This is a genomic window from Pseudarthrobacter sp. Pseusp20 (assembly GCF_059492155.1).
The window spans coordinates 509466-524386 of the sequence record NZ_CP168521.1; the positions used below are offsets into that span (position 1 = coordinate 509466).

The 14921-nt window shown below is 66.0% G+C and carries 15 protein-coding genes; 13 read left to right on the forward strand and 2 right to left on the reverse strand.

Annotated elements, in window-relative coordinates; genetic code table 11:
- Window positions 1-3: 3 nt before the first annotated feature.
- Window positions 4-804: an ANTAR domain-containing protein gene (locus tag ACEN9K_RS02505; RefSeq protein ID WP_495635129.1), complete on the reverse strand. Its 801-nt coding sequence runs from the start codon at window positions 802-804 to the stop codon at window positions 4-6.
- Between the two features lie 454 nt (window positions 805-1258).
- Here ACEN9K_RS02505 and arfA point away from each other — a divergent pair, with 454 nt between their 5' ends.
- From arfA to ACEN9K_RS02565, 12 genes are all read left to right on the forward strand, one after another.
- A complete protein-coding gene (gene arfA, locus ACEN9K_RS02510) occupies window positions 1259-2785 on the forward strand; it encodes an arabinosylfuranosidase ArfA (protein ID WP_018770912.1) in 1527 nt (508 codons plus the stop codon).
- Between the two features lie 62 nt (window positions 2786-2847).
- Window positions 2848-3435: an HhH-GPD-type base excision DNA repair protein gene (locus tag ACEN9K_RS02515; RefSeq protein ID WP_018770911.1), complete on the forward strand. Its 588-nt coding sequence runs from the start codon at window positions 2848-2850 to the stop codon at window positions 3433-3435.
- Window positions 3435-4439, forward strand: a complete 1005-nt coding sequence (locus ACEN9K_RS02520; protein ID WP_018770910.1) for a LacI family DNA-binding transcriptional regulator — start codon at window positions 3435-3437, stop codon at window positions 4437-4439. The genes ACEN9K_RS02515 and ACEN9K_RS02520 overlap by 1 nt, the downstream gene beginning before the upstream one ends.
- 78 nt (window positions 4440-4517) lie before the next feature.
- Complete coding sequence (locus tag ACEN9K_RS02525) at window positions 4518-5069, forward strand: cysteine hydrolase family protein (RefSeq protein WP_018770909.1); 552 nt, start codon at window positions 4518-4520, stop codon at window positions 5067-5069.
- A 115-nt stretch (window positions 5070-5184) separates the two neighbouring features.
- On the forward strand, window positions 5185-5487 hold the full coding sequence (locus ACEN9K_RS02530) for an urease subunit gamma (protein ID WP_026266013.1): 303 nt from the start codon (window positions 5185-5187) through the stop codon (window positions 5485-5487).
- A gap of 11 nt (window positions 5488-5498) precedes the next feature.
- Window positions 5499-5837 (forward strand): urease subunit beta, encoded by a 339-nt coding sequence (locus ACEN9K_RS02535; protein ID WP_018770907.1) that lies wholly within the window; start codon window positions 5499-5501, stop codon window positions 5835-5837.
- Complete coding sequence (gene ureC / locus ACEN9K_RS02540) at window positions 5834-7564, forward strand: urease subunit alpha (protein WP_495635130.1); 1731 nt, start codon at window positions 5834-5836, stop codon at window positions 7562-7564. The genes ACEN9K_RS02535 and ureC overlap by 4 nt, the downstream gene beginning before the upstream one ends.
- 19 nt (window positions 7565-7583) lie before the next feature.
- On the forward strand, window positions 7584-8063 hold the full coding sequence (gene ureE / locus ACEN9K_RS02545; protein ID WP_018770905.1) for an urease accessory protein UreE: 480 nt from the start codon (window positions 7584-7586) through the stop codon (window positions 8061-8063).
- On the forward strand, window positions 8044-8724 hold the full coding sequence (locus ACEN9K_RS02550) for an urease accessory protein UreF (protein WP_018770904.1): 681 nt from the start codon (window positions 8044-8046) through the stop codon (window positions 8722-8724). Before ureE ends, ACEN9K_RS02550 begins: the two co-directional genes overlap by 20 nt.
- A 42-nt stretch (window positions 8725-8766) precedes the next feature.
- Complete coding sequence (gene ureG / locus ACEN9K_RS02555; protein ID WP_488315225.1) at window positions 8767-9384, forward strand: urease accessory protein UreG; 618 nt, start codon at window positions 8767-8769, stop codon at window positions 9382-9384.
- Window positions 9385-9449: 65 nt separating this feature from the next.
- Entirely contained in the window at window positions 9450-10283 is an 834-nt protein-coding gene (locus ACEN9K_RS02560) for an urease accessory protein UreD (RefSeq protein ID WP_235509724.1), read from the forward strand.
- Window positions 10283-11320 (forward strand): HoxN/HupN/NixA family nickel/cobalt transporter, encoded by a 1038-nt coding sequence (locus tag ACEN9K_RS02565; protein ID WP_495635131.1) that lies wholly within the window; start codon window positions 10283-10285, stop codon window positions 11318-11320. Before ACEN9K_RS02560 ends, ACEN9K_RS02565 begins: the two co-directional genes overlap by 1 nt.
- 60 nt (window positions 11321-11380) lie before the next feature.
- On the opposite strand, the gene ACEN9K_RS02570 is transcribed toward ACEN9K_RS02565, so the two are convergent.
- Window positions 11381-13282, reverse strand: coding sequence for a pectate lyase-like domain-containing protein (locus tag ACEN9K_RS02570; protein ID WP_495635132.1), 1902 nt, complete (start codon window positions 13280-13282; stop codon window positions 11381-11383).
- A gap of 346 nt (window positions 13283-13628) precedes the next feature.
- On the opposite strand from ACEN9K_RS02570, the gene ACEN9K_RS02575 reads away from it, so the two are divergent.
- Window positions 13629-14921, forward strand: a complete 1293-nt coding sequence (locus tag ACEN9K_RS02575) for an ABC transporter substrate-binding protein (RefSeq protein WP_018770899.1) — start codon at window positions 13629-13631, stop codon at window positions 14919-14921.

A 14921-nucleotide genomic window follows, 5' to 3' on the forward strand; every position in this document is an offset into this window, starting at 1 on the left:
CGGTCAGCCGCCGAAGTGTGAGTGCGGGGCACCTTCCGGCAACCGCTCCAGCAGTTCCTCCGCCACCTTGCGCAGCTTGATGTTCCGGTGGCTGGAAGCCTTGGCAAGGATGGAGAAGGCCTCCTGGTACGAGCACCTGTTCTGGGCCATGATCACGCCGCAGGCAACGTTGATGGAGGTGCGGCTGTCCAGGGCCGAACGGAGGTCGGTGGCCAGCGAGCGGGCGGAGTGCAGGTTGATGGCCATCTGCAGGCTCTTGGCTGCCAGGGCGGCAAAGGTGCGTGCCTCGGCGATGGCCTGCAGCGGGAAGGCCTTCGAGTCGTGCGCGAAGAAGGCAAGTGCGGCGGCGGTCCGGCCGGGGCCACTGGTGCCGATCGTTTGGTCATCTTCCGCGGGGTCCGCTTCCAGGCGGAGCCGTACGGCAAGGGCACTGCCGAACCCTGATAACTGCAACTGCGACGAATAGTGCTGCCACCGGAAATCCCCGTTCCGCTGGAGCACCGCGACGGGGTGCCCGCCTGACATGACGTCAGTTACCGGCCCCTCGTCCATTTCCCGTTCCCAGTCCAGCATCCGCACTACTTCACCGGTGGTGCCCGTTATGGCAGGAGTCCGCTTGGGCTGGTGCAGCACCAGGCCGCAGCCCACGTCAATCCCGGCGGTGGCGGCCACATGGTCAGCCGAGGCGGCCACCAGCAGCCTAAGGGAATCGGAGAGGGTCTGGGCGTCGTTGACCAGGTCCAGCACGAGGGCGGGGTTTCGGGGTGCACCGCGTTCACGGCCGCGCGGCTCCGGATGGGGCACGCGCGTCCTGCGGGCGTTCGCTGCGGAAAGAGGGCCGGCGACGGCTGGGGGAGAGCCCTTGGTCTCAAAGGACTCCTCGTCGCCGGCCCCGCTTAGTACCCGGGTCCTATGAACCGGGAAGCCTGGGTTTACCTGTCGTGCATGCATTGCCAGTCTCACACCCCCTAGTGAGCCAAGTACCGGAAAGCAGAACAGGTCTTGTCTCTGTGAAAAACCTAATGGCCGTCCAGCCCCCAGTGGATGCGTAACCAGTACCTGTTTTTCCGATTAGGGAGTACTTGGGCGCGCCCTGCGGAAACCCCTCAGGCGTGTTGCCGCAGGTGGGAAGCGGGTCGCTTGGCGACCCAGGGGTGAGGCCGCGCTGCCGCCCGGTCAACGGAGCACTTGACTCCCGAGGCGGGCCCCCCAACAATAGTTTCTATAACGTTGTAGAAACCAAGCCGAGGATGCCTTCGTGACCCAGCCAGAACCCGCCGCAGCAAAAATCACCGTCGACCCGTCGTTCACCGTGGGGCCGGTCCGCCGTCGTACGTTCGGTGCCTTTGTTGAGCACCTTGGCCGGTGCGTCTACACCGGCATTTTTGAACCGGACCACCCGGATGCCGACGACGACGGGTTCCGGAGGGACGTCCTCGCGCTCACCCGCGAACTGGGGGTATCCACCGTCCGCTACCCCGGCGGCAACTTTGTGTCCGGCTACCGCTGGGAGGACGGGGTGGGCCCGGTTGACCAGCGGCCAGTGCGCCTGGACCTGGCCTGGCACTCCACCGATCCCAACACGGTGGGCGTGGACGAGTTCGCCACGTGGTCCGCCAAGGCCGGCGTTGAACCCATGATGGCGGTGAACCTGGGCACCCGCGGGGTCCAGGAGGCGCTGGACCTCCTGGAGTATTGCAACATCGACGCCGGCACGGCGCTGGCCGGCCAGCGCCAGGCGAACGGTGCCCGGGACGGCTATGGCATCAGGATGTGGTGCCTGGGCAACGAAATGGATGGCCCCTGGCAGATCGGCCACAAGAACGCGCTGGAATACGGCCGCCTGGCCGCCGACACTGCCCGTGCCATGCGCATGATGCAGCCGGACGTGGAGTTGGTGGCCTGCGGCAGTTCAGGGCCCACCATGCCGACTTTCGGTGAGTGGGAACGCGTGGTTTTGACGGAGACCTACGAGCTGGTGGACCTGATCTCGGCGCACCAGTACTTCGAGGACTTCGGCGACCTGCAGGAACACCTCGCCGCGGGACACAAGATGGAGGCCTTCATCCGCGACCTCGTCAGCCACATCGACCATGTGAAGTCGGTCAAGAAATCTTCCAAGCAGGTGAACATCTCCTTCGACGAGTGGAACGTCTGGCACATGAGCCGCGACGAGTCCAAGGTGCCCACCGGCAAGGACTGGCCCGTGGCCCCCGTCCTGCTGGAGGACACCTACACGGTGGCGGACGCCGTCGTCGTGGGGGACCTGCTGGTCACGCTGCTCCGCAACACGGACCGCGTCCACTCCGCCAGCCTGGCGCAGCTGGTGAACGTCATCGCCCCCATCATGACCGAGCCGGGCGGCCGCGCCTGGAAGCAGACCACCTTCCACCCCTTCGCCCTGACCTCACGGCACGCCTCCGGCACCGTCCTGCAACTCGCCGTCGAATCCCCACTGGTCAGCGGCGGCACGACAACTGACGTCGCCGCCCTGTCCGCTGTCGCCACGTATGACGCGGACAAGGGCGAAGCCGTGGTGTTCGCCGTCAACCGGTCCGCCGGCCAGGCACTGACGCTTGACGCAGCCGTGGCCGGGCTGGGCGATGTCCGGTTGCTGGAGGCGGTGACCTACGCCAACAAGGACCCGTACTGGCAGGCCAGCGCCGACGATTCCACCTCCGTCCTGCCATCGGAAAACGGCACCGTGAAGGTGGACGGCGGGAGGCTCACCGCCGAACTCCCCGCCGTGTCCTGGTCCATGATCCGGCTGTCCGTAGACAGCTGACCCCTCCCGGGGGCGGGAGGGCACGGGCGCCCTTATGACGACGGCGGGCCGCAGGTGGGAGGATGGACGGCATGGAACTGCACATCACGGGCGATCCCGCCGCGGACAAGTTGTTGAGCGAGGACGACTTCGCCCTGCTGACCGGCATGCTGCTGGACCAGCAGGTGACGATGGAATCGGCCTTTGCCGGGCCCGAGAAGATCCGCAGCCGGATCGGGTCGCTTAAGCCGGAGGCCATCGCCGCGCAGGACCCCCAGGCGTTTGTGGAGATGTTCAAGGAACGGCCCGCCGTACACCGCTTCCCCGGTTCCATGGCCGCCCGGGTGCAGGCGTTGGCCGAGGCCGTCCAGAGCGAGTGGGACGGGGACGCCGCGGCCATCTGGACCAAAGGGTCACCGGACGGGGCCGAGGTGCTGCGCCGCCTCAAGGCCCTGCCCGGATTCGGCGAGCAGAAGGCGAAAATCTTCCTGGCCCTCCTGGGCAAGCAGCGCGGCCTGAATGCGCCGGGATGGCGTGAAGCCGCGGGACACTATGGTGAGGACGGCAGCTACCTGTCAGTGGCAGACATCGTGGACCCGGAATCCCTGGCAAAAGTGCGCGCCAGCAAGCAGGCCGCCAAAGCAGCGGCGAAAGCAGGAAAAGAACGTTAATGGCAGTCACCATGAACGACGTCGCACGGGCGGCGGGCGTTTCCCTCAAGACCGTTTCCAACGTCCTGAACGACTACGAATTCATCCGTCCGGCCACCAAGCAGCGGGTGCAGGATGCCATTGCGGAGCTGGGCTACGAAGCCAACCTCACGGCGCGCAGCCTCCGGTCCGGCAAGACTTCCATGCTGGGGCTGGTCCTGTCCGACCTCTCCGCCCCGTACTACGCCGAGCTGGCGTCCAGGCTGATGAAGGCCGCTTCCCGCCGGGGTTACCGGGTGCTGGTGGAGCAGTCCGACGCGGAAGCGGCCGCTGAACTGGGCGCCCTGCAGGGGACGTTCCGGCAGCTCACCGACGGCCTGCTGTTCACGCCGCTGATGGTTGACGCGGAGGCCATTTCCGCGCGTGCCGGCAGCAAGCCGCTGGTGATGCTCGGCGAGCACATCATGGATCCCCGCTTCGACCTGGTCACGATGAAGAACGGGGAAGCCGCGGCGGCGCTCACGGCGCACCTGCTGGCCGGCGGCCGCCGCCGCATTGCCGTGATCGGGGCGAACGCCGGGGAGACCTCCGGCAGCGGGGGCCTGCGCCTGAACGGATACCGGAAGGCGCTGGAGGCAGCCGGCATCGCGTTCGACCCTGCCCTGGTGGTGCCTGCGGAGTGGCGCCGCGACACCGGCGCCGCCGCCGTGGCCGGCCTCCTGGCATCCGGCGTGGAGTTCGACGCCGTCTTCGGGCTGAACGACGTGCTGGCACTCGGCGCATTGCACGAACTCCTGATCCGCGGGGTTAAGGTGCCCCAGGACGTGGCCGTGGCAGGCTTTGACGACATCGACGAAGCCCGGTTCGCGTCCCCGTCCCTGACCACCGTCTCGCCGGGCATGGACGAGATCGCGGAACGGTCCATCGGCCTGCTGCTGGACCGGATCGCCGGGCGCGAGACATCCGGGGCGGGCGTGCACGTGGAGGCCGGGTTCGAACTAAAGATCCGCGAGTCCGCGCCGTAGTTCCGGGCGGCCAGGTTTCGCCTGCTCCGCAAGCGGGTACGCCTATGCCACCGGTTCAAGAGACGGAAAGGTGCCGCCATGATTGCCCTCCTGGTCATCGACATGCAGAACGCTTTCTTCGAAACCCCCGAACTGGCAGCCCAGCGGGAACGGGTGGTCAGCGAGTGCAACCGGCTGCTGGAAGGGTTCAAGGCCGCCGGCCACAAGGCGCTGCTGGTGGGCACCGAACACGAGCGGGACAAATCCACCTGGACCCTCAGCATGCTCGACGACGACCAGGGGTTCATCTTCCGCGGCAGTGAACAGGCCCAGTCCGTGCCGGGGCTCATCACCGAAGACCTGCCCCAGCTGAACAAGACCCGCGACAGCGCCTTCGTGGGCACCAACCTGCTGGCCCGGCTGCGGAACTGGGGAGCCGACCAGGTGGTGCTCGCGGGCGTCTCAACCCACAACTGCATTGCCCAGACCGCCGCCGATGCATTCGCGCACAACATCCGCGTGACGTATGCCAGGGACGCCATGGCCTCCGAAGCCGACCAGGACGCCGCCGACATGCTCCGCATCCTTTCCGCTACCTACCGCCAGCCCGTCCAGTCCAGCGGGGAGATCCTTTCCGGGCTCAGCAAGTAGGCCCCACCGGTCAGCAAACAGGCTCCGGATAGACCGGCCTGATGCTGCTGAAACCTGGCGGAAACGTGCCGGGTCTACGCTGGAGCCCACGCCGTTGGCCGTCGAAGGGAAATCCATGCATCTGATGCCGCGTGAGCAGGAAAAGCTCATGATCGTGGTGGCCGCGGACCTGGCCCGGCGCCGGCAGTCCCGCGGCCTGAAACTTAATTACCCGGAGGCCGTGGCCATCATCAGCTATGAACTGATCGAGGGCGCCAGGGACGGCAGGACCGTTGCCGATCTCATGAGCTACGGCACCACCCTCCTCAGCCGCGAGGACGTCATGGAGGGCGTGCCGGAAATGATCCACGACGTGCAGATCGAGGCCACCTTCCCCGACGGCACCAAGCTCGTCACCGTCCACAACCCCATCCGCTAAGGAGAGCCGCAATGATCCCAGGCGAGTACGTTCTCCGGCCGGAGCCCGTGACCGCGAACGCGGGCAGGGACGCGATCGAGGTGGCCGTGACCAACACCGGCGACCGGCCCGTCCAGGTGGGTTCCCACTTCCACTTCGCTGAGGCCAACGCTGCCTTGTCCTTCGACCGGGACGCCGCCTACGGCCGGCGCCTGGACATTCCTGCGGGAACGGCTGCGCGGTTTGAGCCGGGGGACTCCCGGAGCGTGCGGCTGATCGAACTGGCCGGGCGCCGTGAGGTGTTCGGGCTCAGCAACGCGGTCAACGGAAAGCTCGACGGCGGCACCCGCCAGGAAGGGGACGTCCAGTGAGCTTCGAGATCCCGCGACGGCAGTATGCGGACCTGTACGGGCCCACCGCCGGTGACAGGATCCGCCTGGCGGACACCGACCTGTTCCTCGAGATCGAACAGGACCTCACCGTCTACGGTGAGGAAGTAGTGTTCGGTGGCGGCAAGGTAATCCGCGACGGCATGGGCCAGAACGGCCAGGCCACCCGCGACGAGGACATTCCCGACACCGTCATCACCAACGCGGTGGTCCTGGACTACACCGGCATCTACAAAGCGGACGTGGCACTGAAGGACGGGCATATCTTCCGCATCGGCAAAGCCGGGAACCCGCAGATCACCGACGGCGTGGACATCGTCATCGGGGCCGGCACCGAAATCATCGCCGGCGAACGGAAGATCCTCACTGCCGGCGGAATCGACACCCACATCCACTTCATCTCCCCGGACCAGGTGCCCACGGCCCTGGCCAGCGGGGTGACCACCATGATCGGCGGCGGCACCGGCCCTGCCGAAGGCACCAAGGCCACCACCGTCACACCCGGAAAGTGGCACATCCAGCGGATGCTGCAGGCGGCTGAGGGGCTGCCCATCAACATCGGGCTGTTCGGGAAAGGCCACGCGTCCGCCGTCGAACCTTTGGCCGAGCAGATCCGCGCCGGTGCCATCGGGCTGAAAGTCCACGAGGACTGGGGGTCCACCACCTCCTCCATCGACACCTCCCTGAAGGTGGCGGACGAGTACGACGTCCAGGTGGCCATCCACACCGACACGTTGAATGAGTGCGGATTCGTGGAGGACACCATCCGCGCCATCGACGGCCGCGTCATCCACACGTTCCACACGGAGGGTGCCGGCGGCGGCCACGCCCCGGACATCATCAAGATTGCCGGCATGCCCAATGTCCTGCCGGCCTCCACCAACCCCACGCTGCCCTATACGCGGAACACCATCGAAGAGCACCTGGACATGCTCATGGTGTGCCACCACCTCAACCCGGACATCCCCGAGGACGTGGCCTTCGCCGATTCCCGGATCCGGGCCGAAACCATTGCCGCCGAGGACGTCCTGCAGGACCTGGGCATCTTCTCCATCACCTCCTCCGACTCCCAGGCGATGGGCCGGGTGGGCGAGGTGATCACCCGCACGTGGCAGGTGGCGGACAAGATGAAGAAGCAGCGCGGGGTGTTGGAAGATTCCGCCGCCGGAATCCATGGCAGCGCGGGCAGCGACAACTTCCGGCTCAAGCGCTACGTGGCGAAATACACCATCAACCCCGCCATCGCCCAGGGCATCGCCGACTCCGTGGGGTCGCTGGAGGTTGGCAAGTTTGCGGACCTGGTCCTCTGGGATCCCGCGTTCTTCGGCGTCAAACCGGAGCTGGTGCTCAAGGGCGGGCAGATCGCCTACGCACTGATGGGGGACGCGAACGCCTCCATCCCCACTCCCCAGCCCCGCACCATGCGGCCCATGTTCGCCACGTTCGGCAAAGCCATGCAGCAGTCCTCCATCACCTTCCTGTCCCAGGCCGCGATCGACGCCGGGGTACCCCAGGAACTGGGGCTGGAAAAGGTCATCCGGGCCGTCTCCGGCATCCGGACCCTCACCAAGGCCGACCTCAAGTACAACGACGCCACCCCCGACATCCAGGTGGACCCGGAAACGTACCAGGTAACCGTCGACGGCGAGGACGTCACCTGCGAACCCGCGGACGTCCTGCCCATGGCCCAGCGTTATTTCCTGTTCTAGACCCCACCGGAGCCCCCACGTGATCATCGACAAAGTCCTCGGCAACCTGCACGACCTTCCGGACCCCGAAACCTACGCCGGGCTGCACCGGGAAAAGGTGGTGCTTCCCAGCTCCCAGCTGGTCAAACGCATCCAGCGCGCCACCACCGACCACGGAAAGGAAATCGGCATCCGCCTCCCCTCCGGCTCCGGGGACCTCCGCGACGGCGACATCCTCCACGTGGAAGAGGCCAACATGATCGTGGTGTCCGTGCTGCCCACCGACGTCCTGGTCATCGCACCCCGCACCATCTCCGAAATGGGCGTCACCGCGCACTCCCTCGGCAACCGCCACCTCCAGGCCCAGTTCTTCGACGCCGCTTCCGAATACGGGGCGGACGTCATGGTGTGCGCCTACGACCACACCGTCGAGGACTACCTCCGCCACAATGCCGTCCCCTACACCCGCCAGGAACGCGTCATGCCTGTACCTTTCCGCCATGCTGAGCACAGCCACTAACTATCAGCTGGCGCTTCAGCAGCTTGTCGATTCCGCTTTGCCTACCGGGGCGTTTGCGCACTCCCTTGGGTTCGAGACATACATCGAGCGGGAGCTCGTATCTGATGAAGAGTCCTTCGGTATCTGGCTCGGCGCGTTCATCGGGCAGCAGCTGACATACTCTGACGGGCTCGCCATCCGCTTTCTCTACGGGGGTGTTGATGTGGGGGAGCTGGATACTTTGCTCTCTGCGTCCCTGTTGCCCCGGCAGGTGCGGGAGGCGGGCATCAAAATGGGGCTTCGGTTGCTGGAGATCGGGGCGGAGGTGTTTCCGTCGCCTGCGCTGGAACTGTACCGGGACCTGGTGACCACGGGCCGGGCCGCCGGGCACCAGCCGCTGGCGTTCGCCGTCGTCGCCCGCTCCCTGGGCGTGCCGCTCCAGGAGGCGCTCGCCGCCTACCTCTTTGCCACCGCCACCTCCCTGACGCAGAATGCCGTCCGCGCCATCCCCCTGGGGCAGAACGCCGGGCAGCGGGTGCTGCGGAAAGCGCACGACGACGTTGCTGCCGCCATCGACAGCATCGCCCGCCTGACGCTGGACGACTTCGGCGCCGTCAGTCCGGGGCTGGAAATCTCGCAAATGCGGCACGAACGCCAACGTGCCCGGATGTTCATGAGCTGACAGTGCCTGTAAATACTGTGCTTTTGAGTCAAAGGAGGACATATGTCTGAACCCATCAAGATCGGCATCGGCGGCCCCGTGGGAGCCGGCAAGACCCAGCTCGTGGAGCGGCTCACCCGGCACATGAGCGGCGGGATCTCCATGGCCGCCATCACCAACGACATCTACACCATCGAGGACGCCAAGATCCTCGCCGCCAACGGCATCCTCCCCGTGGACCGGATCATCGGCGTCGAAACCGGCGGCTGCCCCCACACCGCCATCCGCGAGGACACCTCCATGAACACCGCCGCCATCGAGGAACTCAAAGCCCGCCACCCCGACCTTCAGGTCATCTTCGTCGAATCCGGCGGCGACAACCTTTCCGCCACCTTCAGCCCCGAACTCGTGGACTTCTCCATCTACATCATCGACGTGGCCCAGGGCGAAAAGATCCCGCGCAAAGCCGGCCAGGGCATGATCAAGTCCGACCTCTTCATCATCAACAAAACCGACCTCGCGCCGCACGTCGGGGCTGACCTGGCCGTCATGGAGCGGGATTCCAAGGAATTCCGAGGCAACAAACCGTTCTGCTTCACCAACCTGAAAACTGACGAGGGCCTGGACAAGGTCATCGACTGGATCCGGCACGACGTCCTGATGCTCGACCTGGCGCAATAGACATGGCAGTCGTGGACTTGCCCAAATCCGGCGAAGCCGCCGGATCCGGCCACGGACAGTCACCTATGGGGCGGCTTGAGCTGGGCGTCACTTTGCGGGGCCGCCGGTCCCTTGCCTCACATCAGTTCCATGAGGGGGCCCTTCGGGTACTCCGCCCTCACTATCTCGATGACTCCGGGCAGGTTTGTTATGTCGTCGTGAATCCTGGCGGGGCGTATCTTGGCGCTGACCTCTTCCTTGTTGATGTTGAGGTCCAGGATGGGGCCGACCTTCTCCTGACCACCCAGTCCGCCACGAAGGTTTACCGGACTCCCGGGTCCTTTGCAGAGCAGCGGATGACTGTGCGGCTGGGGGAGGGGGCGCGGCTGGAACTCATGCCCGACCAGCTCATCGCCTACCGCCAGGCCAGTTACCGGCAGCGGACCTCCGTGACCCTGCGGCCGTCGTCGAGCCTGGTCATGGCCGAGGTAGTAACCCCCGGCTGGTCGCCCGACGGAGCCGCCTTCCGGTACCAGGAAGTCCGGCTGCGCAACGACATCCATATTGAGGCCGCTGATGGTGACCCGCAGCTGCTGGCACTGGACAACCTGCTGATCCGGCCGCCACTCCACGACGTCACCGGACTCGGCTTCATGGAGGGATACAGCCACCTGGCGTCGCTGGTGGTGGTGGACGCACGGGTGGACCAGGCGCTCGCCGACCAACTCCACGGCCTCACCGCCGGCCGGGAATCGCTGACCGGCATCTCCCTGACCCGCACCGTGGCAGGCACAACCGGACTGGTGCTGCGGAGCCTCTCCCACAGCACCGACGAACTGAACCTGCTGCTCCGTTCCTGCACGGACCTGCTCCGCGGACTCTGGTACGGCCAGGCCCCGCTAAACCTGAGGAAGCACTGATGACCAGCATCGGCATCCTCTACCGTGACCGGGACCTGCTGCCGCTCCGGACCCGGGTGCTGTTCACTTTCGGTGCGGTAGCCGCGCTCCATGCCGCCGCCGTCGTCCTTTTGCTAGCCGGGACCTTCGGCGCAGGAAGCCGGCCGCTGTCCTCGGGGCTGGTGCTCACCGCTTACCTCGCAGGCGTGAAGCACAGCTACGACTGGGACCACCTCGCAGCGATCGACAACTCCACCCGCAGGTTCGTTGCCCAGGGGCAGGACCCGGTGAGCGTGGGCTTCGCCTTCAGCCTGGGCCACAGCTCAGTGGTGACCCTGGCAGGCGTGCTGGTGATCGCCGGCGCGTCCGTGGTGGGCGGACTGATGCAGGACGGTACGGCCGGAAACCTGGTCCTGGGCCTGATTGGCAGTGGTGTGTCCGGCCTGTTCCTGCTGGCCATGGGACTGTTCAACGGCTCCGCGTTCACCCGCTCACTTTCTGCCTACCGGCGCGCCCGTGATGGCGCCACCATTGGCCACCGGGACCTGGCGCCGCAGGGGCTGGTGGCGCGGCTGCTCGCCCGTCCGCTGTCCCGGGTGCGCCGGCCGGGGAGCATCTATGTGATCGGCTTCCTGTTCGGCCTGGGCTTTGATACTGCCACCACCATCGGGCTGCTGATGATGGCGACGGCGGCCTCGCTGGCCGGGGTGCCGCCCTTCGCCTTGCTTGCGCTGCCGCTTGCCTTCGCTGCCGCGATGACCCTGTGCGACTCGCTGAACGGCATGGCCATGATGCGGATGTACCGCTCCGCGTTGGATGATCCCCGGCGGAAGCTCGGCTTCAACGCGCTGGTAACGGGCATTTCCGCGGTCTCGGCGCTGTTCATCTCGGTGATTACCTTGGCCGGGTTCTTCCACGCGGCCTTTGCCCCTAAGGATCCGCTGACCGCGTGGCTGGCGTCCGTCGACCTGGGCGACGCCGGCCTGCTGCTGGTGGCGCTGCTCCTGGCCGTGTGGGGCGGGGCCGGGCTGCGAGGGAAGGCACTTCGAAACACGTAGCAGGGCGCGGTGCGGCCTTGACTGCCGCACCGCGCCCTGCGGTGGTCCTGAGGGGGTTCTTTAGCCGAAGTCGGCTACGTAGCTGGGAACTCCGACGGCGTCGGTTGACACCGGTGCGCCGGTGTCATTGACCACGTGGTCCAGCGTTCCCGCGCCGAGGTTCACCGTCAAAAGGCTGTGCAGCCTCACACCCGGCGTTACCGGAACCTCAAAGCCACGGGTGGCGTGGATGCTTGGATCCACGTTGTTGTACACGTAGCTGCCGCCGCCCCACAGCTCGTGGGTTTTGACGGAATCTGCCACCTTGTAACCTGCCCAGCCCAGGACGCCGTCGTGCTGCCACGCTGCCTGGTTGGGCGCGTCGTAGGGGAGCTCATTCTGGAAGAAGACGGTCTTGCCGCCGTCGCCGTTCCAGATGACGTTGTACTGCTGGTAGTGCTCCACGAACAGGCCCGTGGCGGTGACGTTGTTGCCGTTGACGATCACGCCGTTCGCGCCGGTGTTGGTGGTCCAGCCGACGCCGTTCCCATGGTCGGCGCGCCAGGCCCAGATGTGGTCCAGGAGGACGTTGTCGCTGTTGACTTCCAGGCTGACCGAAGCCTTGCCAACATGCGGGCCGCCGATGCGGAAGAACACGTCATGGAGCGTGGTGGGGTTGACCGGATCACTGAGGGCGGCGGAGTTGGCCGGCCCGCTCCCTGCGCCCTGGCGGGCCTTGCCGACGCGCATCAGGGCAGGTGACTCCATCTCTCCGGCATCTATGGTGACGGCGGCGACGTCGACACCAGGGACATCGGCCACCGTCAAGGGGACCGCTCCGTTGACGGCGGTGAGGGTTGCCATGCCCAGCCCGAGAACGACGGTTCCTGCCCGCTTGACCTCGATGCTTTGGTCAACGTCGTACACCCCCGGGGTCAGGAGGAGGTGCTTTCCCCTGGCCAGCTGGGAGTTGATAGCCTGCACTGAATCGCCGGGCTTCGCGACATAGAAGTCGGCCAAGGGGATGCTGCGGCCCTTTGTGGGACCGTTTTCCCACGTGGTCCCGGCAGAGTCCCGGCGGACGGCGGGCAGGAACACGTTGTACTGGCCGGCCTGATCCAACGTCAGGTACGGCTTCTCGCGGCTGATCGGCGTGGCGGCCAGGGTGGTGTACGGCGGGTTCGGGAAGGACTGCGGAGGCGCCCCGTTTACGCCCGAGAACACCTGGTTCCACACTCCGTTGGACCAGCTGCCGATGCTGCTGTTGCGGACCAGGTACTGCTGCTGTGAGCCGTTGATGACGGCGCCCGTCTTTGAATCCGCGATGAAGCCGCCACTGGCGTACTGCGGCCCTGCCGTGCAGTAGTCCATGAGGGAAAGGTTGCCGCCGGTGATGTTGATCCGCCGCATGGGTGAGGCCTGCGAAGCCGCCCAGAAGTTCGCCGAGCTGCGGCAGCCTTCAAGTCCGGTGACGTTGATGGTGAGGTTGGACAGCGAACGCCAGAAGTTGTTCAGCGCGATGCAGTTGTCCGCGGACAGGCAGCGGTTGTAGACGTCCACGTGCCCGTTGATGGTGACGTCGGCGGGTGCAGCACCCAGCCCCGCAACCTCCGTGGAGTAGCCCACCTGGACAATCAGCGGCTGCTCCGGGGTTCCATAGGTGCCGGGTTTGAACAACAGGGAATAGCGTTTGGTCCCCATTTCGTCGTCCACCTGCTGCGCCGCGATGGAGTCCACCGTTGCCTGGATCCGGGCCACCGGCATGCTGGGGTCGAAGACGTACACATTGGGTCCGAAGGGGTGTTGCGTCGCCTGTGGAGGAGCCGGGATCGCGGCCGGCAGGGGGGCCTGGGGCGCGGCTGCCTGGGTCGGGGCCCATGCCTGTGGTGCGGCGGGCGACGCGACGGCCATTCCTCCTCCGCTGCCTATCAGGCCGGCCAGGAGGACCGCCGTGCCGGTGACGTGTCTGAGGGGGCTTTGCATGCGCCGCGGTTGGGGGCCGTTGGGCCTTTCGGCGCGCGGCGGTTGGGGCAGGTGGGCTAGCGGCATTGCTGGTCCTGTTCGTCGGTGGGATTCGTCGAGACGGATGTGGGCGGCGAAAAGACGCGGCCGTGGGAGCGCTCTCGTCGGGGAAGCCTAACACCGCAACGGGGTGTCGACAAGGGCATATGGGAGCGCTCCTACCTCGCCTTGACAACCATCTGTGAGATGGGACACCATTTGGTGAGAGCGCTCCCACCACGGATCGGCCTCCGACCCGTCCCCACCGCTCCCCAGCCCCACCGTCCATCGGACCAATGGGGCATTTCTGACGAAGGAGTCTTCCCCTGTGAAAAACCCCAGCAAGTTCTCCGTGCTTTCGGCTGCCGCCGCGTGCCTTGCCCTGTCGTTGACCGCGTGCGGTTCCTCATCGCCCGAGAAGGCAGGAGTCAACGGTGCAACGGGATCCGAGCCCGTAACGCTCACGGTCGGCACGTTCAACGAATTCGGCTATGAGGCGCTCTTTGAGGAATACAAAGCCCTGAATCCGAACGTGACCATTGTGCACAAGAAGGCGGCAACCACGAATGAAGCACGGGACAACCTCACGACGCGCCTGGCTGCCGGCTCAGGCTTGTCCGATATCGAGGCCGTAGAGGTGGATTGGCTCCCGGAACTCCTGCAGTATCCGGACCGCTTCGCGGACCTGAGCGACCCCGCTGTTGAAGGTCGCTGGCTGGACTGGAAGGCCGAGGCCGCCACAACCGCCGACGGCAAGCTTCTTGGCTACGGGACCGACTCCGGCCCTGAGGCCGTCTGCTACAACGCTGAGCAGTTCAAAAAGGCCGGCCTGCCCACCCAGCGTGAGGAAGTTGCCAAACTGCTGGGCACCACGTGGGACAGCTACTTCCAAGCCGGGAAGGCATTCAAGGCCGCCAGGCCGGAGTCCGCCTGGTTCGACTCCGCCGGGGCTATCTACCAGGGCATGAGCAACCAGCTTGACAAGGTCTACGAGGAGGAAGACGGCACCGTCATCGCCACGGAGAACCAGAAGGTCAGGGACACCTACAACCAGGTCCTCAAAGCCTCCACCGAGGACGGGCTGTCAGCTCATCTCAAGCAGTGGAGCGATGACTGGGCGTCCGGTTTCCAGACCGGCGCCTTCGCCACCACCCTTTGCCCGGGCTGGATGCTCGGTGTCATCGAGGGCAACGCGGCGGGGGTCGCCGGCTGGGACGTGGCCAACGTCTTCCCCGGCGGCGGCGGAAACTGGGGTGGGTCCTACCTGACGGTCCCCACCCAGGGCGCGCACCAGGCCGAGGCGAAGAAGCTGGCAGGCTGGCTGACCGCACCCGAACAGCAGATCAAGGCATTCACTGCCAAGGGCACCTTCCCCAGCCAGAAGAAGGCCCTGGAAAGCAGTGAACTGTTGGACCAGACGAACGGGTTCTTCAACGGTGCGCCCACCGGCCGGATCTTCGCCGAACGCGCCAAAGCCGTTGACGTGACGCCTTTCAAGGGAACCAAGTTCTTTGCCATCAACGACGCCATGCAGCAGGCCCTCACCCGGGTGGATGTGGACAAATCCGACGACGCCGCCTCCTCCTGGGAGAAGTTCGCCGCCGCGGTGAAAGCCCTCTAG

Excerpts from the sequence above, each read along its gene's own strand:
- ACEN9K_RS02525 (WP_018770909.1), top strand. The coding sequence starts at position 4,518 with ATGATTGCCCTCCTGGTCATCGACATGCAGAACGCTTTCTTCGAAACC.
- ACEN9K_RS02565 (WP_495635131.1), top strand. The coding sequence starts at position 10,283 with ATGACCAGCATCGGCATCCTCTACCGTGACCGGGACCTGCTGCCGCTC.
- ACEN9K_RS02520 (WP_018770910.1), top strand. The coding sequence starts at position 3,435 with ATGGCAGTCACCATGAACGACGTCGCACGGGCGGCGGGCGTTTCCCTC.
- ureG (WP_488315225.1), top strand. The coding sequence starts at position 8,767 with ATGTCTGAACCCATCAAGATCGGCATCGGCGGCCCCGTGGGAGCCGGC.
- ACEN9K_RS02515 (WP_018770911.1), top strand. The coding sequence starts at position 2,848 with ATGGACGGCATGGAACTGCACATCACGGGCGATCCCGCCGCGGACAAG.
- ACEN9K_RS02530 (WP_026266013.1), top strand. The coding sequence starts at position 5,185 with ATGCATCTGATGCCGCGTGAGCAGGAAAAGCTCATGATCGTGGTGGCC.
- ACEN9K_RS02570 (WP_495635132.1), bottom strand. The coding sequence starts at position 13,282 with ATGCAAAGCCCCCTCAGACACGTCACCGGCACGGCGGTCCTCCTGGCC.
- ACEN9K_RS02535 (WP_018770907.1), top strand. The coding sequence starts at position 5,499 with ATGATCCCAGGCGAGTACGTTCTCCGGCCGGAGCCCGTGACCGCGAAC.
- ACEN9K_RS02560 (WP_235509724.1), top strand. The coding sequence starts at position 9,450 with ATGGGGCGGCTTGAGCTGGGCGTCACTTTGCGGGGCCGCCGGTCCCTT.
- ACEN9K_RS02550 (WP_018770904.1), top strand. The coding sequence starts at position 8,044 with ATGCTGAGCACAGCCACTAACTATCAGCTGGCGCTTCAGCAGCTTGTC.